The following is a 21,149-nucleotide window of genomic DNA, read 5'->3' as shown; positions in this document are numbered from 1 at the left end:
TGTCACAGACGAGAAATCCTGCCCCTGGCTCGCGCGTTGACGTTCCAGCATCGCCTCTACAGGACTCATCATGCCGGACACCAGCGCCACAGAAGCCATCGGCCAGATCCCGCTCACCTTTACTGACTGGCGACCACTACGGCATGTCGAAGACCCGCTGCACAAGGACCTATCCGCCGTCGCACGCATCGGAGACAGTCTCTTTGTCGCCTGCGACGAGACCGCAAGCCTCGAACGGCTCCGACGCCTGGAGGACGGCAGCTTTGGCGATCATCAGCATTTCGTCCTGGATGCTCTGGTCGACCTGCCAGCCAGCCCGGCCGGCGAGATGGACATTGAGGGGCTGTGTGAGGCGGAGGACTTCCTCTGGGTGGTCGGTTCGCATGCGCGCAAGCGCTCCAAGCCCAAGCCGGATGAGGCTGATCACAGCCAAGCCCTCCAGAACATGGTGGAGATTGAGCGCGAACCCAACCGCTACTTCCTGGGCCGAATCCCCCTTGTAGAGGCGGCAGGGCTCTTCACCCCTGCCCGGTCAGACGGTGAGCGGCAGGCTGCCTGGCTCAAGCTCGGCAAGAAGCAGAGCGCGCTTGAGCACTGGCTGGCAGCGGACCCACACCTCGGACCGTTTCTGAAGATCCCAGCTAAAGAGAACGGCCTCGACGTCGAGGGCCTAGCAGTGCGCGGGAACCGTGTCTGGCTGGGACTGCGCGGCCCAGTGTTGCGGGGCCACGCCGTGGTTCTCGATCTTGAACTGAGGTCAAAAGCGTCACTTCGGCTGAAGGCACGCCGGGTCGATGGCGAACGACGCTACCGCAAGCATCTGCTCGACACTCGCGGTCTGGGCATCCGCGACATGCGGTTTGAGGGCGATGATCTTCTTCTGCTTGTGCGGCCAACCATGTCGCTCGAAGGCCCGGCGTTTGTCCTGCGGTGGCGGCATGCGGCTCACGACAACGGCTCCGGGGTCATTGCTCCGGAGCGCGTTGAGACTGTCGCCGAGTTGCCCTATCGGCTGCATGTGGATCATCCCGAGGGTCTGGACCTCTGGCCTGAAGCAGGCGCCGGCGCCTTGCTGATCATTTATGATGCCCCGGCTCCGGAGCGGACTGACCCTGACACGTTCACCGTGCGGGCTGACGTGATTTGTCCGCGTCGCGCATGATAAGGCCAGAGTTGAACCGCGCGTCTGATGTCAGCTGACATCTTGAACTGAGAAAACGAACTTGGACATCAAAAATGAGACAAACAGGCGGCCCGTTGTCTCACTTCAAACGTCAATTCGAAAATCCTGCGCTCTCGGTGATCACAGCCTTCGGCTCTGAATTCTAGGCCAACGTTGAAAGGCGATTGTCTCAAAAGAAGTGTCCACCTCACCGGAAATTCTCAATTCACATGCACATTCTCAGATTAGAAGCGCACAGCTAGGTGCCTGAATAAGCTCACAACGGCGTCTCACACCAAAATGTCAACGGACACCAGAGGCTCGATCGGGTTTACGCTGTTGACTGCATCGTGCGGGAGCTGGGTTTTAGACTACAGTTCGGCAGCCTCGATGTGCTGCACGTGGATTGTCAGCCGCCGCCGACAGCATAGCGGACCGCGCGGGTCGTTTCCGCAAGGCTTGGCCCAGGTAGCTGAGGCCCTTTTCCACGTTGGGTCGGCAACCCCAACCTCGACATTCTCGCGAGGGAATTTCAGGATGGCCCGGTCCACGGCGCTTTCGCTGACATGATCCAGCGGACCAGCCGCGCGAACGCGAGAAATGACTTGAGCTGGTCACTATATGTCCATATATCCCGACATATGGAATCAGAGAACGTCATCCTTACTCTCGCGGCCCTGGCCCAGTCGACCCGCCTCGACGTGTTCCGGCTCTTGGTGAAGCACGAGCCAGAGGGTCTTCCAGCCGGCGACATCGCCCGGGAACTGGCCGTTCCGCATAACACCATGTCCTCGCATCTTGGCATCCTGTCCCGAGCGCGCCTCGTCCGCTCCGAGCGCCGCAGCCGTTCGATCATCTATCGGGCCGAACTCGATCGGCTCCGCGAGGTCGTGACCTTCCTGCTCAGGGACTGTTGCGGCGGACACCTGGATGTTTGCGCCCCGCTGGTCGACGCGCTGACCCCCTGCTGCCCTCCGAAGGAGACCGCCGATGGCTGACCGTCCCTACAACGTTCTGTTCCTGTGCACGGGCAACACCGCCCGTTCCGTCCTAGCCGAGGGCATCCTGCGCAAGGACGGCGCCGGCCGCTTCAACGCCTACTCGGCCGGGAGTCAGCCCAAGGGCACGATCAACCCGTTTGCCCTGAAGGTGCTGGAGAGCTTCGAGTACCCGACCGACGGCTTCCGCTCGAAGAGCTGGGACGAGTTCGCCGGACCGAATGCGCCCACGATGGACTTCATCTTCACCGTCTGCGACAGCGCCGCGGGCGAGAGCTGTCCGGTCTGGCCGGGCCATCCGGCCTCCGCCCACTGGGGCATCGAGGATCCCGCGGCGGTCCAGGGGCCTGACATCGAGAAGGAAAAGGCGTTCGTCCAGGCCTTCAAGTACATCAAGAACCGGATCTCCGCCTATCTGGCGCTGCCGATGGCGAGCCTCGACCAGATCGCCCTCACCCATCACCTGAAGGAGATCGGACGCCTGGAGGGCGCGACCCCAACCACCGTCCATCCCTTCGACCGCCGCCAAGCCTGAGGTCTCTCCGATGGATGTCGTCATCCACCACAACCCGGACTGCGGCACGTCCCGCAATACGCTGGCCTTGATCCGCAATGCCGGGATCGAGCCGCATGTCATCGAGTACCCGAAGGCACCGCCGACCCGCCTCATGCTGCGGCAGCTCATCGACCGCATGGGCGTCCCGGTCCGCGAGAAGGGCACGCCCTACAGGGAACTCGGCCTCGACAATTCTGACCTGACCGACGACCAGCTTCTCGACGCCATGATGGCGCACCCGATCCTGATCAACAGGCCCATCGTCGTCACGCCCAACGGCGTGCGCCTGTGCCGGCCGTCCGAAGAGGTTCTCGACCTCCTGCCGCCGCAGCAGGGCGAGTTCGTTAAGGAGGACGGCGAGCGCGTGGTCGACGAACACGGGCGGCGGGTGGCCAGCGCGTGACCGACACCTTTGCGCCCGCACAACGTCTGGCCGCCGAGGCGCTCGGGACCGGCCTGCTCGTTGCGACCGTTGTCGGTTCGGGGATCATGGCTGACAAGCTCGCCGGCGGGAACGTGGCGCTGGCCCTGCTCGGCAACACGATCCCGACCGGGGCGATCCTGGCCGTACTGATCCTGGGCCTCGGGCCGATCTCCGGCGCCCACTTCAACCCGGCGGTCTCGCTCGTCATGGGACTCACCCGCGCCCTGCCCTGGCCGGAGGTCGGTTCCTACACGGTAGCCCAGGTCATCGGCGGCTGCCTCGGCTCGCTGGTCGCCCATGGCATGTTCGACCTGCCATTGCTTCAGCTCGCCGGCACCGCCCGGACCGGGCCGGCGCAGTGGTTTGCCGAGTTCGTCGCCACCTTCGGGCTGCTCGTCACCATCCTGACGGTCGTGCGCTTCCGGATCGAGGCAATTCCCTATGCGGTCGGCCTGTACATCACGGCAGCCTATTGGTTCACCGCCTCGACCTCGTTCGCCAATCCGGCGGTGACGATTGCCCGTGCGTTGACGAACACATTCGCGGGGATCGCGCCGGGCAACGTGCCGATGTTCATCGTCGCGCAGGTCGTCGGCGCCCTTGGAGCAATGGCACTGATGCAGTGGCTGCTGAGTTCCGTACGGACCCCATCGAAATCCGGAGCCATGGCTGGTGAGTGATCTACCCAACATTGACTTCTCGGTCCTCAACGTGCCGGACTTCGGCAAGCTGGAGCCAAGGCGGGTGTCCACACACCCTCCCCGCGAGCAACCGGCTGAATAATCGAGACAAATAGCTACAACAGAGGGGTCACGTCGGCGCCTGTCGTGACCCTCTCACTCTGAGCAAAAACCGCAAGCCGCTCAGAAGTTTGGGCGGAGCAAGAGGCGGGGTCTGGGTTCGGAGCCCAATGACACACAATCGCGATTGTTGGCCGGAGAGTTCCGACAACTCGCACGCGATCTAACAATAGAGCTTGTAGGCGCAGATCTTGGACAGGATGTAGATAACGACCATGGATACCCCAGCCGGTGACCGGCCTTGGATTCCTCGGCGGTCGTGAGGAAGTACCTGAGCTGACGCAGATCCACCGATATGTTTTCAATATTATAAACCACAAAACAATATATTGGACCCAGATCAATTCGACGACTATCCCTCTCCATGCTTTGCACAGGACGGATTAATGCCTATGGCCCGTACGCTCAACATCGACGACAAGTCGGTCGAACTGGCGATCCCGCTGGACATCATCGGACCGAGCGTCATCGACATCTCGAAGCTGTATGGCCAGCCCAGGGTGTCCACCTATGACCCGGGCTTCACCTCCCCGGCGGCCTGCGAGTCGAAGATCACCTACATCGACGCCGGCATCCTATTCGACCGCGGCTATACCCGCACCGAACAGGCGTCCCCATCCCGAGGCAAGCAAGTGGCGCCCCAACGCCATCCAAGGGAAGGCGTGTAGCCCTGGTGAAAGCACGAGAATTGCACGGACAGAACATGACCATAGTCACCGAACTTGGCGCAGCAGCTCCGGCCTGCACCTCCATCCTCCACCTCGAGCACCCGCTCCATCATCTGGTCCTCGATCTCGCGGAGCAGATCGACCAGACCTTTGAGCCGTGGATGGCGAAGGTCGCTCCCGAGAACTCCGTCGAAGACTGAGCATGCCGTCGAAGACCGTCTCCGCCCTGGATGATCTCCTCACGAGCCGCGCAGCGTGACCAACGCTGGATGGGCGAGGTTGCAATCCGAGTGACTCTTGGCGCGCACAGGATCATGCAAATACGTGGCCCATGGAAAAGGCTCGGGCAGCCTGATTTCTCCAGCTCTTGGCCCGCAAAAAGCGTTGCCGTCACTCGTTTACTCGCTGCCCGGCAGTCTCTGCTGCCGAATGCCGCGAGTGAGAGGCGACGCGGCCATGCGGCACTCGAGGGCCGGCTCCTCAGGAACGGTCGGGCAGACCGATCGACCGGCGGAAGTCCCCGGCCGGACGGAAGACGAGAACGGAAAGGACGAGAGAATGACGAACCTGCCAGGGCACGGAATGACTCCCTCGGAGATTGCGCCTCTGCTGCTGTTCGCCTCGGCCGCCTTCGGATGGGTCAACCACCGGGTGATCAAGCTGCCGCACACGATCGGCATGCTCATCATGTCTCTCCTCGCGTCTTTCGCGGTGCTCGGTGCCGACGCCGCCTTTCCCGCGCTCGGGATCGAGGACACGGCCAGCGCGGCGTTCAGGAACGTTGACTTCGCGGACACTAGGCTATGACGGAGGCTCTCAAGCTCGCTTCGATCCAGCCCAGGGGCATCCCCGGCGTGGTCGCCTCGGCCGCCTACGCGGGCGGCCGGCGCGTGGCCGATATCGCCATTGAGGAAGCTGGAGAGTGGGCGCATAAGCCGGGGCATGTGGTCTGGATCGGTCTGCACGAGCCCGGCCTCGATGTTCTGAGGAAGGTGCAAGCGCAGTTCGGCCTGCATGAGTTGGCGATCGAGGACGCGCTCAAGGCGCATCAGCGCCCGAAGCTCGAGCAATATGGCGAGGCCCTGCTCGTCATCGCCCGGACGGCCCAGATGCTCGAGGGACGCATCACCTTCGGCGAGACCCACCTGTTCGTGGGGCGCGGCTACGTGGTCTCCGTCCGCCATGGCGCCTCGACGACCTACACGCCGGTCCGTGCACGCTGCGAGGCGGCTCCGAAGACGCTTTCGGAGGGCGAGGACTTCATCCTCTATGCCATTCTCGATTTCATCGTCGACCATTACATGCCCGTGATCGAGATGATCCAGGCCGAGGTGGAGGAGATCGAGGACAGCATTCTGACCTCTGTCCCGTCCCAGAACCAGGTCGCGCGTCTCTACCAGCTCCGCCGGGACCTGCTGCGCCTGCGCAATGCCGCGGTGCCGCTGGTGGAGGTCTGCCGGCGTCTCGAGCAGCCTGGGCTGCCGGGGATCGATGCCGCGATGCAGCCGCTCTTTCGAGACGTCTCCGACCATATCCGCCGGGTGCAGGAGGAGATTGAGTCTCTGCGTGAGGTGCTGGCCTTCGCGTTCGAAGCCAGCTTGATGACGGGCCAAGCCCAGCAGAACGAGATCACCCGCAAGCTGGCGGCGTGGGCGGCCATCCTGGCGGTGCCGACGGCGGTGGCCGGCATCTACGGCATGAACTTCGAGTTCATGCCCGAGTTGCACTGGCACTACGGCTATGTCCTTGTGTTGATGGCCATCGTGGCCGTCTGCGGGGGGCTGTATTGGCGCTTCCGCCAGAACGGGTGGCTTTAGGTGGTTATGTTGGGGTGATAACAGACTCCTCCCTGAATCCGGCACCGTTGCATTAACCTTGGCAGTGTAGCGAGGGATGCCTAATCGGGGAGCCATCCTGTTGTCGATGTTCGAGCGCCGCCGTTTTCCGGTCGCGATCATCCTGCTGTGCGTGCGCTGGTACTGCAAGTACGGGATCAGCTATCGCGATCTCGCTGAAATGATGTCCGAGCGCGGTGTCAGCGTCAATCCAAGCACGATCTTTCGTTGGGTCCAACGCTATGCCCCGGAGCTTGAGAAGCGGGTGCGACCATACCAGGGACATCGTTCAGGCTCATGGCGAGTGGATGAGACATACGTTCGTGTGGGAGGCAAGTGGAAGTACCTGTTCCGCGCCGTCGATAAACACGGTCAGCTGATCGCCTCCATGCTGTCCAATCGGCGTGATACTGGCGCGGCTTACCGCTTCCTGCGCAAAGCCTTGAGGGCGATGAGCGACTATCCTCCCTCATCCATCACGACCGACAAATTGGCTTCTTATCCGAAGGCAATCCGGCGCTTGCAGAATGAAGGGCTGCTGCACGAAGTGGTCGTGCATCGGACATCGAAGTACTTGAACAACATCATCGAGGCGGATCATGGAGCGCTCAAGCGTGTGATCCGGCCGACCCGCGGCTTCCAGAGCACGAGAACAGGCTATGCCACCATCAAAGGCTTTGAGGTGATGCGAATGATCCGCCGTGGGCACTGCATTCTGCAACAGCCAGGAGTGGCAGGCGAAGTCCGTCTCATCAACCAGCTCTTTGGTCTTGCCGCTTGAAGAAAGCGTGCGGGCGGGTTCGTCATGCCCTTTCCATGTTACTGCAACGGAGCCATCTGTTGCCGAGGCCAACATCAAAGGATGTGTCGGGTTGAACCGAACCCAAGCCGCCTCCGTTGCCAGCGTGATCAGGAAGGACTGCGTTTGGCGAGTGCCTCGAAGCCTCCTCTCAGCTGCAAGATCCGGTCGGAATAGGCTTTGCTCAGGCAAACACGATTGTCCCCGCAGCCGGCGCGCCGTTTGAGCCAGGTTACCTGTGCTTCATCGAGGTCGCCACGAGAGCCCATGCCGAGAAGAGGCTTGAGTTGAGTGTAGAGGACGGACATCTCAGCATCCTCACCGTTCAGATGGCGATCGGCACAGACAGCCTCCTCGTCGGCCGCCTCGGCCTTGGTGCAGTCGAAGCTGGCGGCGCGTACGGGCTGCCATGCTGCCGTCAGCAGCAGGATTGAAAGAGCGGTGAGGCAGAGAGTTTTTCCGGGCATCGGGCCATCCTCAAAAGGGATTTCATCTACAGGGAGAACCATTCAAGCTGGCGAAAGCTCCGTGGCGGATGGCTCTTGTTCGGATCAGGCTTAAGGAAGAATGAAACCGGTGTCGTCTTTGAAGACCATGCCTGGGACGGCCCTCAGCCGGAGCACCCTCGTGCGTTACCCTCTTGCCCAAGTCCTTGCTCGTCGACCTGAAACGGATGCACAAGCTCCCGTCTCGTCGATCCGTCGAGCCCGATCCCGTGGTCTGAGTCGATGTCGCCCTCGTCGACGAGGCCTAGCGCGGCGCCTCGGCGCGGGCGGGGAGATAGCCTTCTCGGGCGGACGCCACCGCTTCCCCTGGTGCCGGGACCACAGCGTCGAGGCCCTGCCGGTCGGCGTCCGCCGCGAAAGCGCGGACGAGGTGCGCCTCCCAGGCCGATGTCCCCAGCTAACCGATCCTCCCGAGCGTCTCCTCGACGATCCTCGGGTTGCGGTCGAGCAGCGCCAGGAGCACGCGGGTGGGTCCCTGCGGCTTGCGGTGGCTCTGCTCCCAGTTCCGCAGGCGGATAGCGGACCTCACGCGGCAGCTCGCCGATGAGGCAAGTCGGATCGTCACGGCTCAAGCGGAGGACTCGCTTCAGCGTGTCAGTCGGGCCGCTTGATCGGACTCACTCTGACGTTTTATCCCCATGAGACCATGCCCCGGGCTCTCAAGCCTGGGGCACGTGCATCGGGCCGGGTTGACCGCGATCAGCAATGCGCGCGGCCGGAAGCCCAATCGCGCGCCATGCCGATCCAGGTTGAAGATCCAGTCCAAAAGCCCGGATCAGGTGCGTGGCGGCGTCTTATTCAATGGCGATCAACCGGCGAGGGTGGTGTCTTTCATCGCTCACCTTGATGGGCTCAACGGTCACTCCCTTGGCAATGCCCCCACGACCGGACCCAGGGCCTGAAGTTTCCATTTATTTTCTCCAGTGGTTGTGCCCGGCCCATCCTGTGAGGGTTCGGATCTACTATTCCCATGCTTGACACAGGTTCATTCGCCATTATGTTCTTGGTTTGTTCTAGTTCGCCTGACGGGCTGCTGCGGAACGAGGGCACCGGAACTGCCGGCAGCCCACTCGTGGAAATCCGGTGAGCCGGGTCATCAAGAATGACGGTGCAAACGCAGGAGCGGGCACCCTTTGAGAACGAGGACCAGGCCGTTCTGGACACTGGTCTCGAACACAGGCAGACCGGATTTTCATCGTGCGGGACGAGATCGCAAGTCGGCGATCATCGTGGCCACTCCACATCGCGAAGAAGAGCCGGCACGATGTCACGAAGGAGCGCACCTTGAGCCTCGTCAGACCGTTTCTTCGCTTACATAAGGGCCTCTGGTTTATTCCGCTTATGTGTGTGCTGGCTGGGGTTGCCCTCTCTTTTGGCACGATTGCGATTGACAAGGCATACGAGTTTGGGCTCGTGCCGCAATCGATCAGTGGCGGGCCGGACGCTGCCATCGAGATCTTGGGCACTATAGCGGCGTCAATGGTCAGTCTCGCAGCACTTGTACTGACGATCACCATGGTCGTCGTGCAGCTCGCTATGGGTCAATTCTCCCCACGGATTGTCCAACGCATCCTGCAGGACAAGCCTAGCCAGTTCGCAATTGGAATCTTCGTCGGTACTTTCGCGCACGCTATGCTGGCGCTCCGTGAGGTGCAAACTGAAGGCCAAGGCGTAGTTCCGGGAGTCGCGGTTGTCGTCGCGTTCGTGCTGATCGTCATCAGCATCATAGTGCTGGTCTGGTATGTAAATCATATCGGACGCGCACTAAGGGTGTCGGCACTGATTGAGCTTGTTGGCAACGATACACGCAAGCTGCTCGATAAGCTCTATGCAGATGTTGGGGCGACATCAAAGTTGCAGGGACCGGCGATCTGCGCGCGCCACTCCGGTGTGATCACTCAGATAGACCACGAAGCGTTAATACTGACTGCCGAGGCGGGCGACTGCGTCCTGACGCTCCGGCCAGCATTGGGCGAGTTTGTGCCGGCAGGTGCAACACTCCTCGAGATTGCGGGTCCAACCGAGCGACTCAACGTGAGCGCCGCAATACGCTCCATCGAACTCGGCCTTGAGCGGACCCTTGATCAAGATATGGCCTACGGTCTGCGACTGCTCGTCGACATTGCCGAGCGGTCGCTGTCAGACGGACCGTTCCTCGATCCGACGACGGCGGTACAGGCAATTGACCGGCTGCATGATTGCCTCCGTCAACTCGCACCGCGCCCCTTCCCCGACGGTCGCTACCGGGACAAGAGAGGCGAGGTGCGCTTGATAACGCCGTCGATGGCTTGGGAGGACTATGTCCACCTTGCGTTCGATGAGATCCGAATGGCCGGTGCGGGGTCGCCGCAAGTTGCACGTCGTCTGCGCGCGGCGCTCGAGGACTTGCTGACTATAGCTCCGCTCGAACGCAAGTGCTCGCTGCAAGAGCAGCTTGATCTACTGCAGTCGGGTATTGGAAGCCGGATGAGCGAGGTTAGTGACCGCATCAATTCTTCACGAAGCGATCCTAGCGGACTCGGTTGATGTTCAAGTGTCATTCTTTTTAGGTCTGTCGCAAATCGTTTGCCATGTACCGCTCTGTTGCACGGATCAAGCTGTGCACGCATTGAATGCTCCCGTAGCCCGACTTCAGGCGATGCGGACGGACTTCGGGCGTCCAAGCTCAAGCATGCGGTTTAACGCACTCACGGCAATGGCCACTTCCGTCGCGCGGCGGGGTTCCGTCCGTGAGCGCAGCGCATCCCCGATTACTCGTTTGAGGCGGCTGATGGAGGTCTCCACCAAAGCCCGACGGCACCGTCAGGTTAACGCGGCAGTGACCACATGGAGTCATACGTGGGGGATGAAATCGACCCGTCCTCCTCGTTACGCCCGCCACCGCTTTCCCGCCGAAGTGATCAGACATGCCGTGTGGTTGTACTTTCGGTTTCCCTTGAGCCTGCGCATGGTCGAGGAGATGCTCGCCGCCCGCGGCATCCAGGTCAGCCACGAAACCGTGCGGAAGTGGGCAATGAAATTCGGCCAGAGCTTTGCCAACCAGATCCGCCGGCGCCTGCCCACACCCGGAGACAAATGGCATCTTGATGAAGTCGCGATCAGCATTGCTGGCCAGAAGCATTGGTTGTGGCGGGCTGTGGACCAGCATGGGGTCGTGCTCGACATCCTGGTCCAGAGCCGGCGCAATGCCAAGGCTGCCAAGCGCTTGCTGAGGAAGCTGCTCAAGAAGCAGGGCATGGCACCGCGCGTAATGGTCACGGACAAACTCGCCAGCTATGCCGCGGCTAAGAAAGCCGTGATGCCCAGCGTGGAGCATCGGCAGCATAAGGGCTTGAACAATCGAGCGGAAAACAGCCATCAGCCGACCCGACGACGCGAGCGCATCATGAAGCGCTTCAAATCAGCCGGGCAGGCGCAACGCTTTCTCTCCGTTCATGATCAGATTGCAAACCTCTTCCGCCGTCCTGCCAACACCAACGCTGCCGATCATCGTATGGCCCGAGCTCACGCCTTTCGAGTCTGGGCCGAAGTCTCGGGTTTCGCCCCTGGCCTCTGATCTGACGCTCCAGGAGGGGCAGACCTATTTCAAGCCGTTAAGTTGACGATGCCGTCATATCTACGGCCTGTGAGTGCGGCTCGTGTGGCCGCGGGCCCTGATGTAAGTCCGCAGATCAGGTCCCTCACAAGTTGACGAGCTCGAAGCTCTGACAGTACCTCGGGTTTGCCTGATCCCGGCTCTACCGGTTTGCATCACGTCATTCATCACCCTTCCCAAACCACGAACTTCAACCCATGGCAGCGCTCATACGGCAGCCGGTGCAGCAGATCGGCAGACCTCGCCTCTGGCCAGGAGTGCCCAGGCGATCCGAGCCGTCTTGTTAGCCAGAGCCACAGAGACCAGCCGAACTGGTTTCCTCGTCAGCAGACTGTTGATCCAAGCGGTGTCCGCCGCTGTCTTCGTTCGGGCGTAGCGAATGACAGCGGTAGCCCCGACCACCAGCAGCGTTCGCAGGTAGCCATCGCCCATCTTGGAGATCCGCCCCAACCGCTCCTTGCTGCCCGATGAGTTCGGCCGCGGGGTCAGTCCCAGCCAGGCGGCAAACTCCCGGCCGGAGCGGAAGTGGGACGGATCGGGCGCAGTCGCCGCAAGGGCCGTGGCGGTGATGAAGCCCACGCCTGGGATCGTCTCGAGCCGCCGGCTCTCCTGGCTCTGGCGATGCCAGGCCAGCAGTTCGCCCTCAAGCGCTCGGATCCGCGGCTGCAGATCAATCAGATGATCTACCAGAGGCGCCAGAGCCCGCCGGGCCAGCGGAGGAAGTGGAGCATCCGGGCTCTCGTCCGTGAGGACTGTGATGAGTTCGCGGATGCGGCTGACGCCTTGAGCCACCACAATCCCGAACTCGGCCAAGTGTCCGCGCAGGGCATTGATCAGCATGGTGCGCTGGCGGATCAGAAGCGCTCGCACCCGGTGGAGCATCAAGACGCTCTGCTGCTCACCCGACTTGACCGGTACGAAGCGCATGCTCGGGCGGGTCACGGCCTCGCAGATTGCCTCGGCGTCGGCCGCGTCGGTCTTCCCGCGTTTGACATAGGCTTTGACGTAAGCCGGCGTCATCAGCTTGACTGTATGCCCCAACTTGGTCATCTCACGGGCCCAGTTGTGAGAGGTCGCGCACGCCTCCATGCCGATTAGGCACGGGCTCAGACAGCAAAGAACGGCAGCATCTCCGGGCGGCGCAGCCTCTTGCGAGCCACGACCTGCCCGGCGTCATCAACGGCGTGCACCTGGAAGATGTGTTTGGCCAGATCCAGGCCGACTGTGGTAATCTGCATGGCGGACGCTCCCTCTCCTTGTGGCGATCTTCATGACGACCACCCTTTGGCACTTTGATGCCGGTGAGCAGGGAGCGTCCACTCCATCAAGTTGGCATAGGTCGGCACCTATGGCAGGGTCTCAGACATGAGCACGATGTCCAATCCTTACCGCGGCTTCCGTTTTCCGGCCGAAATCATCAACCAAGCCGTCTGGTTGTATCACTGCTTCAGCCTGAGCTTGCGTGAAGTCGAACTGATCTTGGCGGCGCGAGGCATCGTGGTCAGCTACGAGACCATCCGCGAATGGAGCCTCCGCTTCGGACGGACCTTCGCGAAGTCGCTCAGGCGGCGCCGGCCACAGCCCGGAGACAAATGGTTTCTGGATGAGGTGTTCGTCCGCATCCGAGGCAAACTGCACTATCTCTGGCGGGCCGTTGATCAGCACGGAAACGTGCTCGATGTACTGTTGCAGGGTCGCCGCAACAAGACGGCCGCCAAGCGCTTCTTCCGCAAGCTGCTGAAGGGTTTGTGCTATGTGCCCAGAGTCATCGTGACCGATAAACTTGGATCCTATGGTGCCGCCAAACGCGAGATCCTGCCGGGCGTCGAGCATCGGCAGAGCCGGTATCTCAACAATCGCTGTGAGGTCTCGCACCAGCCCACGCGAAGGCGCGAGCGACACATGAGGCGGTTCAAGTCCGTCCGGCATGCGCAGCAGTTTCTCTCTATTAACACTCCGATCCACAACCACTTCCAGCTCCGCCGCCATCGCCTTTCGGCCAGTGAGTACCGAGCCGCCCGAGACCACGCCTTTGCTACCTGGCGCGAGGTTGCTGGGCTGCCCTCGTAGGCTGATGTAGACCAGCATGATGGCTGCGCCAGCGACAGCTTTGTCTACTCGGCCGTCAAGTTGACAGTACCGGCTCGAGTAGTGGCGGTGGCACCCCATCTGCCGGCCTTCTGTGCGAAGCACGGAATCGTTGCCGACATCGAGATGATCCGGGCGGTCTGTGCTACTTCGAGGCCTGGAGCAACCTGCGCAGGCGTTCAGGGTTTCACGACGGCACGCCGCATTTCCGCCATACCACTTCTCTGAACATTGTGCGGAGTTACCTTCGCATACGGGCTATGTCCCAGGCATCCTTGTGACCATGGCTCGGTGGGCCATCTGCCCTTCGGAGCTGTATTGAGCTGAAGACCTTGTGGAGGCAGCGAATGTCGAAAGCACCAAAAGCTGAAACCGAGCTTGAAGCTCTCGACAGGGAGCTGGACTTCAAGCTGGAAGGCACGTTTCCCGCAAGTGATCCTCCCAAGATCACCCGGTCATCGCCGAGCTGCCAGATCACGCCTGATACACACCGTGACGAAGAACCGGACGGTAGGGACACTCCCGAGACGCCAAAGGCATAATCATTCCCCCTTGCAATCTCCGACGCGCCAGCCACCTTCATGCCGATGAGACTTGCGGCCGGTCGCGCCCGCAGTTCGTCATAGGACCAGGAGCCGAGCCTGCGTGCCGATGGACAGCCCCTCAACACTTTCTTCGCCACCAAATGCCGCCGCTGTTAGCTGACATCTTGGAATGAGAAAATCGGGCTTCTGATGGGTTTGGACATCAATAGTGAGACAAACGGGCGATCCATTGGCTCACTCTAAGTGCCAATTCCAAGCGCTGCGCTCTCTGGTATCGCGAGCTCTACCCTTGAGATTGGCAGCTAACGTTGGGCGGCGATTGTCTCAAAAGAAATGTCCAAAGCACCTCGCGTTCTCAATTTAAATGCACATTCTAATCTCGACTTTGGTCATTTATGCTGGATAGCAGAGTGTCGCCGTCAATCGCTTCAGAACATCGATTTGGCCTTTTGTCATGTTGGCGGGCCGGCGTGACGCATCAGAAACTGCGGCGGCCCAGAGCGAGCGTCGGACGGCCGCCAGAGCATCGCTGAAGGTGATGGTGCGCTTATTGTACCAAGCGGCACACTGCGGGCGAGCCAAGCGCCGAATGGCGGGGTCAGCGGTCCAGAGACTGACCAGCGAGAACAGCCCCAGCAGGGCTGGTGTCGTGCGGGCGATCGCCTTGTCCGACCATTGGCGTTGCGTCTCCATCCCCAGGTGTCTGCGAGCCTCGGCAAAGGTCACCTCGGTGCTCCAGCGCCGCACGAACCAGCGCACGATCTCAAGAGGATCGGCTTGCAGGTCCGTACACAGAAACGCCTGTGGCTTGAGGAGGCCGGCCACGTCCCGCACCAGAACATAGCGGATCGGCACGTGCTTGCCGGGATGGTGCCAGATCGCCGTGCCCGAGATGAACTCAATCAGGCGTTCGCCACCGCCGTACCAGCCGTCGACCCAAACCTGCCGCCACGCCGTCTTGGGATTGGCCAGGCGTTCGGCCAGGCTCGGAAGACGTTGACCAACAACGCGAGGGCGTCCTCGGGTTCCGGGCCGACGGCGCGGAGCCGGCGTGAACAGGCGCGCATCCAGGCGCAGGCGCGTGATCATGCACAGGCGATGCCGAACCGCGTTCAGCAGCTCAATCGCCGCGTAGCTCTGATCAGCCACTGCCACGAGGCGCCGGTCCGGCAGCCAGCGGGCGACCTGGAGAAGGGCTTGTCGGGCCCAGTCCGTGAGCGCCTTGTGACGCTGGCGATGCTCACGCGAGAAGCGCTCGGAGGGCGCCAGCACCGTCAGGAAGGGCAAGGCCCACACGCGACCGGCCCACGGGATGGGAGCGAGCATCATGATGGACAGCCAGCGCAATCCCGAGGCTTTGACGAAGTGGCCATGGGAGGAGCGGACCGGATCCCGGTAGATGCCACGGGCCCTGATCCGGGCACCCCAGCGACGCTCAAGGGTGTCATCCAGGCCAATCACCACTGGCCCGTGTCAATGCCGTGTGAATCATCCCCAGAAGCGCCGAAGTAAAATTCCCCACTTCTGCCGCTTACGTCCCCAGGGGCTCGGGACCATTTTTCGGAGGCCGACCTCGCGGACGGGAGACGGACACCGGATTGGGTGGCGTGATCAGCGCCTTGGAGCGCACATGCTCGGGCATCAGTTCGGCGTGTTGCCGCAGCCGGTAGCTCGAGCCTTCGATCTGCACCACCACAGCATGGTGAAGAAGGCGATCCAAAAGCGCCGTGGCCACAACGGGATCGCCAAAAACCTCGCCCCATTCCGCAAAGCCGCGATTGGAGGTCAGGATCATGGCGCCTTTCTCATAGCGGGCGTTGACCAGCTGGAAGATCAGGTTGCCCCCGCCGGACACCACGGGCAGGTACCCGATCTCGTCAACGATCAGCAGCGAAGGCCGGCAGAAGAACCGGATCCGCTCCGGCAGACGCCCCTCACGCTCGGCGCGGGCCAGCATGCCGATCAGATCCGCCAGCGTGCAGAAGTACACGCTCTTGCCGGCCTTGACCGCCTCTACCCCCAGGGCGATGGCGAGATGGCTCTTGCCGGTGCCGGGCGGGCCAAGAAAGTGCACCACTTCGCAGCGGGCGATAAAGCCCAACTGCGCCAGGGTCAGGATGCGGTCCCGGTCGAGCGAGGGTTGGAAGGTGAAGTCAAAGCCCGACAAGGTCTTGATCGTCGACAGCCGCGCCATGCGCAAGCCGGTCTTGATGCGGCTGTTCTCGCGCAGGCTCAATTCCTCGGACAGCAGCGTGTCGATCGCCTCCAGCGCACCGATCTCGCCCTGCTCGAGGCGACGCACGATGGCATCGAGCGCCTCCAGGGCGCGCGGCATCTTCAGGCCAACCAGATCCTGACGGATCCGCTCCAGGGTCGTGGGAATGAGCTCCAGGGGCGCACTCATGCGCGCGTCTCCCGGGCCAGGTGACGGGCGACCGCGTCGTAGAACGCGAGCGAGCGCTGGGCGACCACGTCGCCGGTGCGGCCGACCGGAGCGACCTTGGCTTCACGCCTTTGCGGTGCGGGAAAGCTCTTGCGGTGGCCCGGCGCGACCCGGCGCTGGTGGCGGCCCTCCAGAACGGGATGGGCGCCAATCAGCTCACCCTCCTCGAAGATGCGGATCTCATCAGCCAGGGTGTGGACCTCGACCACGCGCCGGCGTGTGGCATCGGGCACGCTATAGAAGTTGCCGCCGACACTGACCATGCCGTCGCGCGAGATCCGCCGCTCCAGCCGCAAGACGGACCGGAAGGGGGCCAGCGGCAGAGGCCGCAAGAAGGGATGCTCCTCGGCAAAGGCCTCCATGACAACGCGGCGCGTGGTGGCATGAACGCGCGGGTTGGCCACGGTGGACAGCCAGTGCTGCAGCTGCCGGTTCAGGTCCTCGAGATTGCGAAAGGAGCGGGCCAGGAAGAAGTCCTCGCGGATGTAGCGGAAGGGCCGCTCGACCTTGCCTTTGGTCTTGGCCCGGTACGGGCGGCAGGCTTTGGGATGGAAGCCGAAGTGCCGGGCCAGGTCGATCAGCGCGCGGTTGTAGATAATGCCGCCGGGAGAGGTCTCGCCGGTGACCACGGTCTTCATGCGGTCGTAGAGCACCTCGTGCGGCACTCCGCCCAAAGCCTCGAAAGCCGCCACGTGACAGCGCAGCACGGTGGCCAGATCCTGATGCAGCACGAAGCGGGCCCAGATCAGGCGGCTGTAGCCGAGCACCAGTGAGAACAGCCAGACGATGCGCGGGGTTGTAGGCTCGTCGGCGAACACGACCTGGAACTGGGCGAAGTCGACCTGGGCCTGCAGGCCGGGCGCGGTCTCGAAGCGGACCTCGAAGGAGGATGACGGGGTGGGGCGGATCTCGCGCAGGAAGTCGGTGACGGCGGTGTAGCCCCCGGCATAGCCGTGCTCCTTGATCTCGCGGAACAGGCGGCTTCCGGTCAGGCCCGGGAAGGCGCTCACCCGCTCGCGCAAGTAGCCGGTGAAGGGATCAATGACGGTCTGACGCGGCTTGCGTGGGCCATAAGCCGGAGCCTCCAGGCCGCGTTGGATATACTTGCGCACGGTTTTGCGATCGAGGCCGCTCTGTCGGGCAATGGCTGAGACCGACATGCCCTGCCGGTGCCAATCCAGGATCATGACTAACTCCCCAAGCTGGATCACCGCATGCCCTCCTGATCATCAGGAGCAGCATCAGCGAAGAGGGCCTGCCCGTCTTCCCCGAGACGGCCAAACCAACTGGCCACCGCTCTCACCTGGGGAAAATTCAATCGGCAGGTCTGGGGAGTTTTACTCCGGCATCAACAGGCCCGGTCGGCACAAAAGCTGCCACCAGCAGGCCGAGCAGACGGCGCGCCACCTCGCGGCTGGACCACTGGTTGCGGTTGAGCACACGGTGATAGTTCGTGAAGCTGCGGGTGCGGGCGAGGCCAACAACGGTGAGCATGGCCGTGACGGTGCGACGGCCCGGGGTGAGAAGAGCCCCCAGGACGAGCACAAGGGCATGGCGGAAGGTTGGTCCGGTCAGGCCGGACCGGAACGGAGCCAGCCAGGTGGACAGGAGGTCAGGAACATGGGGCTGGACGGGCATGGCCACGATCTCCCACAATCAGGCTCAAGAGCCTGGGAGGTCGCCATGGCCGAAATGGGTCGGACCGAGATCCTGACGCGCTATCGTCATCTCCGCGCGATCAGCACCCACCATCACAACGAGGCTCTTCGCTGCGTACCGGATTCGGCCCTGATGGAGCAGGCGCGCCGGCTGGGGCTCACGGCTGGCAAGATGCTGGTGGCCGAGAGCCTGGACGAGGTGACGTTGGCCTACGACCTGGCTCTCTACACCGCCCCGCCGGGCCGCTCGCGCGGGATGGACCGCTATACCCGCAACGCTGTCGTGGTGCCCGGCTCGGATGAGGACGTGATGCTGCAGGCTCTGCTGCGGGCCCGCTTCTCGGTCTGGCGGGTTGAGCGTCGCCACGAGACGGCCGGCTTGGTGGTGCTGGATCTCATGCGCCAGGAAGAGGTTTGGCTGGTCGATGAGCATCTGGAGCAGACGGCTCATCCTGGCACATCGCTGGCGATGCGGCTGAGTACTCCGGAGGCCTTTGCGATGACGTGTGGGGTTGTCGTGCCGGTGGATGTGGAGATGATGGAGGAGGTGTTCGACACCATGCTGGAGCGCGTGCATGGCGATGCCGACGCAATTGCCAATGATCGCCGGTTTGCTACCGCAATCTATCGGATTGCCGTAATGGACGCGCTCATGAGCCTTGTGAGATTTGCCGATCCGGACTGACCCGCAGGTGGCCTACTGGCCCGCGAAATTGGCCAAAGTCGAGCTAAAATTTGATGCTCAAAGCTAAGTGCTTGGAAACGCTCATGCCGACGTCTCACACCAAGATGCCAACGGACACCTGCTGCCAAACCACATGGGCAGGTTCGTCATTGGCAACGGAAGGTCCGAACCAGCTCAAACTGGAAAGTGCCGTGCCGTTCAGGAACGTCCAGTTTCCCGCATATTGCGGAATGTCCGTTTACATCAGCTCCGTGCCAGAAGGAGACATTCGCGCAAAGGTTACTATTCCGGTTAGACGTCGCTAAATCGTTCTGTAGAATTGTCTGGATCAGCTCTGATTATGTCGATGATCCTCTCATCAGGATGTCCTCCAACTAGTGGTGCACACAATGAGCAGTTTCAAAACGGCTGACCTATGCGATGCCTTTGCGGGAGAGTTAGAGGTTGTCCAAGTGCAGTTTCGGACGTTCGGAGGACGGAGAACCTTCGGCAGTGGGATTGAGACCATCCGTACATTCGAGGATGTCGGGCTAATCAGACAATGCCTCGAGCGGCCAGGCCATGATCGGGTTCTCGTCGTCGATGGAGGAGGCTCTACCCGAGTAGCCCTTCTCGGTGACAGACTTTCGACGAAAGCTATCGAGAATGGGTGGGCCGGCGTGATTGTGTATGGTGCCCTACGAGACACTGAGGTTCTCGCAACCATGGATATCGGTGTGATGGCCCTCGGCACAATTCCTATCCGCGGCACGTTCAATTGCACCGGTGAGGTCGGCATTCCGATCCAAATCGGCGGCGTGGAGCTTGCACCAGGCCGGTTCGTCTATTGTGATCTGGATGGGGTCATCGTCAGCTCCCGCCCGTTGTGGCTCGCCGAATAATTCGTCCTATCGGGTCAGACCTATCCATCTTTGGAAGGCGACCAGGAAACCGGATCGCCTTCGATTGAATAGATTTTACGATCCCACGTAGCCGAACATGGACTTCGTTTCGAGGAACTCCTCGAAGCCGAACCGGCCCCATTCGCGACCGTTGCCGGACTGCTTGTAACCGCCGAAGGCAGCCGCACCGTCGCCGCGCGAACCGTTCAGGTGGACCATGCCCGCCCGAATGCGTCGAGCGACTCTCCGTGCTCGATCCAAATCTGCCGATGTGACATAGCTGGAGAGGCCATAGACGGTGTCGTTCGCGATGCGGATCGCCTCTTCTTCGTCCTTGTACGGAAGGATGGACAGAACCGGTCCGAAAATTTCCTCCTGGGCGATCCGCATGTCATTGCGTACGTTCGAGAACACAGTGGGACGCACGTAGTAGCCCCGATTGAACCCTTCGGGTCTCCCCGGTCCGCCGGTCACAAGTGTGGCTCCCTCCCGGATGCCGCTCTCGATCAGGTTCTGAATGCGCTCAAACTGGATATGGCTGACGACGGGTCCGATGACAGTTGCGTCGGATCTCGGATCGCCCACAAGGGTTTCCTCGGCGATGCGTTTGGCAACTGCGGCTGCCTGCTCCTGCCGGTCGAACGGAACGAGCAGGCGGGTCGGAGCATTGCAGGACTGTCCGCTATTGGCAAAACATGCCCTCGCTCCATGGGCGACTGCGGCTTCGATATCAGCGTCATCGAGCAGGATATTGGGCGACTTGCCGCCCAGCTCCTGATGCACGCGCTTCACGGTATCGGCGGCATCCTTCGCGACAAGAATGCCGGCACGGGTCGAGCCGGTAAAGGACACCATATCGATATCAGAATGGCTCGAAATGGCATGCCCGACCGTCGGCCCATCACCGTTCACGAGATTGAACACGCCGGCCGGAACGCCGGCCTCATGCAGGATCTCTGCGAAAATGAGCGCTGAGATCGGCGCGACTTCGCTGGGTTTCAGGACCATTGTGCAACCCGCCGCCAGAGCTGGACCGACCTTGCAGGCAATCTGATTGAGAGGCCAGTTCCACGGCGTGATCAGGCCACATACACCGATGGGCTCGCGCGAGATGACCGTATTGTTGATCGTCTCATCAAACTCGTAGTTCTTCAGAACCTCGATGCTGCGCTGCAGATGACCGAGACCCGCCGGCACTTGGCGCTCGCGCGCAAAGGCTAGCGGTGCGCCCATTTCCATGGAGATCGCCTCGGAAAGATCGTTCGTACGCTTTTTGTAGATGTCGACAATCGTCTGCAGCAGCTCAAGCCGCTTCTCGCGGCTCGTCCAAGCATAGGATTCAAAAGCCCGTCTCGCTACCTTCACGGCACGATCCACATCGCTCGCGTCGCCCGCCGCGATCGTCGCGAACACCTCTTCAGTCGCCGGATTGACGACCTCGATCCGCCGCTGCTGGCCCGGCTCGACCCACTGCCCGTCGATATAGAATTGATGATAATGCGGCAC

At 61.9% G+C, this 21,149-nt stretch carries 22 protein-coding genes and 2 pseudogenes; 16 read left to right on the top strand and 8 right to left on the bottom strand.

Annotated elements, in window-relative coordinates; genetic code table 11:
• The first annotated feature begins 70 nt into the window (after positions 1-70).
• From BB934_RS36770 to BB934_RS36730, 10 genes and pseudogenes are all read left to right on the top strand, one after another.
• Positions 71-1,162: a DUF3616 domain-containing protein gene (locus tag BB934_RS36770; RefSeq protein ID WP_099514681.1), complete on the top strand. Its 1,092-nt coding sequence runs from the start codon at positions 71-73 to the stop codon at positions 1,160-1,162.
• 641 nt (positions 1,163-1,803) lie between these two features.
• Positions 1,804-2,160: an ArsR/SmtB family transcription factor gene (locus BB934_RS36765; RefSeq protein ID WP_099514680.1), complete on the top strand. Its 357-nt coding sequence runs from the start codon at positions 1,804-1,806 to the stop codon at positions 2,158-2,160.
• Positions 2,153-2,695 (top strand): arsenate reductase ArsC, encoded by a 543-nt coding sequence (locus BB934_RS36760; protein WP_099514679.1) that lies wholly within the window; start codon positions 2,153-2,155, stop codon positions 2,693-2,695. Before BB934_RS36765 ends, BB934_RS36760 begins: the two co-directional genes overlap by 8 nt.
• Positions 2,696-2,705: 10 nt before the next feature.
• Entirely contained in the window at positions 2,706-3,119 is a 414-nt protein-coding gene (gene arsC, locus BB934_RS36755; protein WP_099514678.1) for an arsenate reductase (glutaredoxin), read from the top strand.
• Complete coding sequence (locus tag BB934_RS36750; protein WP_099514677.1) at positions 3,116-3,820, top strand: aquaporin; 705 nt, start codon at positions 3,116-3,118, stop codon at positions 3,818-3,820. The genes arsC and BB934_RS36750 overlap by 4 nt, the downstream gene beginning before the upstream one ends.
• A gap of 506 nt (positions 3,821-4,326) precedes the next feature.
• Positions 4,327-4,533: pseudogene (gene gltA, locus BB934_RS36745) on the top strand (citrate (Si)-synthase); the annotation flags it as partial.
• A gap of 110 nt (positions 4,534-4,643) precedes the next feature.
• Complete coding sequence (locus tag BB934_RS47875) at positions 4,644-4,808, top strand: hypothetical protein (protein WP_157934552.1); 165 nt, start codon at positions 4,644-4,646, stop codon at positions 4,806-4,808.
• Positions 4,809-5,064: 256 nt separating this feature from the next.
• Positions 5,065-5,415, top strand: coding sequence for a hypothetical protein (locus BB934_RS36740; RefSeq protein WP_099514675.1), 351 nt, complete (start codon positions 5,065-5,067; stop codon positions 5,413-5,415).
• Positions 5,412-6,425, top strand: coding sequence for a magnesium/cobalt transporter CorA (gene corA, locus BB934_RS36735; protein WP_099514674.1), 1,014 nt, complete (start codon positions 5,412-5,414; stop codon positions 6,423-6,425). Before BB934_RS36740 ends, corA begins: the two co-directional genes overlap by 4 nt.
• Before the next feature lie 100 nt (positions 6,426-6,525).
• A complete protein-coding gene (locus BB934_RS36730) occupies positions 6,526-7,224 on the top strand; it encodes an IS6 family transposase (RefSeq protein WP_418294804.1) in 699 nt (232 codons plus the stop codon).
• A gap of 128 nt (positions 7,225-7,352) precedes the next feature.
• Here BB934_RS36730 and BB934_RS36725 read toward each other — a convergent pair whose 3' ends face one another.
• Both BB934_RS36725 and BB934_RS50315 read right to left on the bottom strand, forming a co-directional pair.
• Positions 7,353-7,709 carry a lysozyme inhibitor LprI family protein gene (locus tag BB934_RS36725; RefSeq protein WP_099514672.1) on the bottom strand — a complete coding sequence of 119 codons (357 nt, stop codon included), beginning with the start codon at positions 7,707-7,709 and terminating at the stop codon, positions 7,353-7,355.
• 436 nt (positions 7,710-8,145) lie between these two features.
• Positions 8,146-8,277 carry a helix-turn-helix domain-containing protein gene (locus tag BB934_RS50315; RefSeq protein WP_257792381.1) on the bottom strand — a complete coding sequence of 44 codons (132 nt, stop codon included), beginning with the start codon at positions 8,275-8,277 and terminating at the stop codon, positions 8,146-8,148.
• 755 nt (positions 8,278-9,032) lie between these two features.
• Between BB934_RS50315 and BB934_RS36715 the strand changes: the two genes are divergently transcribed.
• Complete coding sequence (locus tag BB934_RS36715) at positions 9,033-10,274, top strand: DUF2254 domain-containing protein (RefSeq protein ID WP_099514671.1); 1,242 nt, start codon at positions 9,033-9,035, stop codon at positions 10,272-10,274.
• Positions 10,275-10,593: 319 nt separating this feature from the next.
• Positions 10,594-11,304: an IS6 family transposase gene (locus BB934_RS36705; protein WP_099514670.1), complete on the top strand. Its 711-nt coding sequence runs from the start codon at positions 10,594-10,596 to the stop codon at positions 11,302-11,304.
• 246 nt (positions 11,305-11,550) lie between these two features.
• Here BB934_RS36705 and BB934_RS36700 read toward each other — a convergent pair.
• Positions 11,551-12,581, bottom strand: a pseudogene (locus BB934_RS36700) (IS110 family RNA-guided transposase).
• 127 nt (positions 12,582-12,708) lie between these two features.
• Here BB934_RS36700 and BB934_RS36695 point away from each other — a divergent pair.
• Together BB934_RS36695 and BB934_RS36690 are read left to right on the top strand one after the other, a co-directional pair.
• Positions 12,709-13,413 (top strand): IS6 family transposase, encoded by a 705-nt coding sequence (locus BB934_RS36695; protein WP_099514669.1) that lies wholly within the window; start codon positions 12,709-12,711, stop codon positions 13,411-13,413.
• Positions 13,414-13,778: 365 nt separating this feature from the next.
• Positions 13,779-13,973, top strand: coding sequence for a hypothetical protein (locus BB934_RS36690; protein ID WP_099514668.1), 195 nt, complete (start codon positions 13,779-13,781; stop codon positions 13,971-13,973).
• A gap of 396 nt (positions 13,974-14,369) precedes the next feature.
• Here the strand turns inward: BB934_RS36690 and BB934_RS36685 are convergent, their stop codons facing one another.
• The 4 genes from BB934_RS36685 to BB934_RS36670 form a co-directional block, all read right to left on the bottom strand.
• A complete protein-coding gene (locus BB934_RS36685; RefSeq protein ID WP_157934551.1) occupies positions 14,370-15,437 on the bottom strand; it encodes an IS701 family transposase in 1,068 nt (355 codons plus the stop codon).
• A 70-nt stretch (positions 15,438-15,507) separates the two neighbouring features.
• On the bottom strand, positions 15,508-16,380 hold the full coding sequence (istB, locus tag BB934_RS36680) for an IS21-like element helper ATPase IstB (RefSeq protein WP_099514429.1): 873 nt from the start codon (positions 16,378-16,380) through the stop codon (positions 15,508-15,510).
• Positions 16,377-17,630 carry an IS21 family transposase gene (istA, locus tag BB934_RS36675; RefSeq protein WP_099514078.1) on the bottom strand — a complete coding sequence of 418 codons (1,254 nt, stop codon included), beginning with the start codon at positions 17,628-17,630 and terminating at the stop codon, positions 16,377-16,379. Before istA ends, istB begins: the two co-directional genes overlap by 4 nt.
• A gap of 103 nt (positions 17,631-17,733) precedes the next feature.
• Positions 17,734-18,057 carry a transposase gene (locus BB934_RS36670; RefSeq protein ID WP_157934550.1) on the bottom strand — a complete coding sequence of 108 codons (324 nt, stop codon included), beginning with the start codon at positions 18,055-18,057 and terminating at the stop codon, positions 17,734-17,736.
• Between the two features lie 45 nt (positions 18,058-18,102).
• On the opposite strand from BB934_RS36670, the gene BB934_RS36665 reads away from it, so the two are divergent.
• Together BB934_RS36665 and rraA are read left to right on the top strand one after the other, a co-directional pair.
• Complete coding sequence (locus BB934_RS36665; protein ID WP_099510067.1) at positions 18,103-18,762, top strand: DUF7986 domain-containing protein; 660 nt, start codon at positions 18,103-18,105, stop codon at positions 18,760-18,762.
• A gap of 389 nt (positions 18,763-19,151) precedes the next feature.
• Complete coding sequence (gene rraA / locus BB934_RS36660; protein WP_099514665.1) at positions 19,152-19,643, top strand: ribonuclease E activity regulator RraA; 492 nt, start codon at positions 19,152-19,154, stop codon at positions 19,641-19,643.
• 75 nt (positions 19,644-19,718) lie between these two features.
• On the opposite strand, the gene BB934_RS36655 is transcribed toward rraA, so the two are convergent.
• Positions 19,719-21,149 carry an aldehyde dehydrogenase family protein gene (locus BB934_RS36655; protein WP_099514664.1) on the bottom strand — a complete coding sequence of 477 codons (1,431 nt, stop codon included), beginning with the start codon at positions 21,147-21,149 and terminating at the stop codon, positions 19,719-19,721.

Source organism: Microvirga ossetica (assembly GCF_002741015.1).
GTDB classification, from domain to species: Bacteria; Pseudomonadota; Alphaproteobacteria; order Rhizobiales; family Beijerinckiaceae; genus Microvirga; species Microvirga ossetica.
This window is presented reverse-complemented; position numbering and strand designations above follow the sequence as displayed.

Bases quoted from the DNA above. Each gene is read 5' to 3' on its own strand.
- istB (WP_099514429.1), bottom strand. From the start codon at position 16,380: ATGAGTGCGCCCCTGGAGCTCATTCCCACGACCCTGGAGCGGATCCGT.
- BB934_RS36765 (WP_099514680.1), top strand. From the start codon at position 1,804: ATGGAATCAGAGAACGTCATCCTTACTCTCGCGGCCCTGGCCCAGTCG.
- rraA (WP_099514665.1), top strand. From the start codon at position 19,152: ATGAGCAGTTTCAAAACGGCTGACCTATGCGATGCCTTTGCGGGAGAG.
- BB934_RS47875 (WP_157934552.1), top strand. From the start codon at position 4,644: ATGACCATAGTCACCGAACTTGGCGCAGCAGCTCCGGCCTGCACCTCC.
- BB934_RS36725 (WP_099514672.1), bottom strand. From the start codon at position 7,709: ATGCCCGGAAAAACTCTCTGCCTCACCGCTCTTTCAATCCTGCTGCTG.
- BB934_RS36695 (WP_099514669.1), top strand. From the start codon at position 12,709: ATGAGCACGATGTCCAATCCTTACCGCGGCTTCCGTTTTCCGGCCGAA.
- BB934_RS36690 (WP_099514668.1), top strand. From the start codon at position 13,779: ATGTCGAAAGCACCAAAAGCTGAAACCGAGCTTGAAGCTCTCGACAGG.
- BB934_RS36670 (WP_157934550.1), bottom strand. From the start codon at position 18,057: ATGCCCGTCCAGCCCCATGTTCCTGACCTCCTGTCCACCTGGCTGGCT.
- BB934_RS36740 (WP_099514675.1), top strand. From the start codon at position 5,065: ATGCGGCACTCGAGGGCCGGCTCCTCAGGAACGGTCGGGCAGACCGAT.
- BB934_RS36705 (WP_099514670.1), top strand. From the start codon at position 10,594: ATGAAATCGACCCGTCCTCCTCGTTACGCCCGCCACCGCTTTCCCGCC.
- BB934_RS36760 (WP_099514679.1), top strand. From the start codon at position 2,153: ATGGCTGACCGTCCCTACAACGTTCTGTTCCTGTGCACGGGCAACACC.
- arsC (WP_099514678.1), top strand. From the start codon at position 2,706: ATGGATGTCGTCATCCACCACAACCCGGACTGCGGCACGTCCCGCAAT.
- BB934_RS36665 (WP_099510067.1), top strand. From the start codon at position 18,103: ATGGCCGAAATGGGTCGGACCGAGATCCTGACGCGCTATCGTCATCTC.
- BB934_RS36770 (WP_099514681.1), top strand. From the start codon at position 71: ATGCCGGACACCAGCGCCACAGAAGCCATCGGCCAGATCCCGCTCACC.
- corA (WP_099514674.1), top strand. From the start codon at position 5,412: ATGACGGAGGCTCTCAAGCTCGCTTCGATCCAGCCCAGGGGCATCCCC.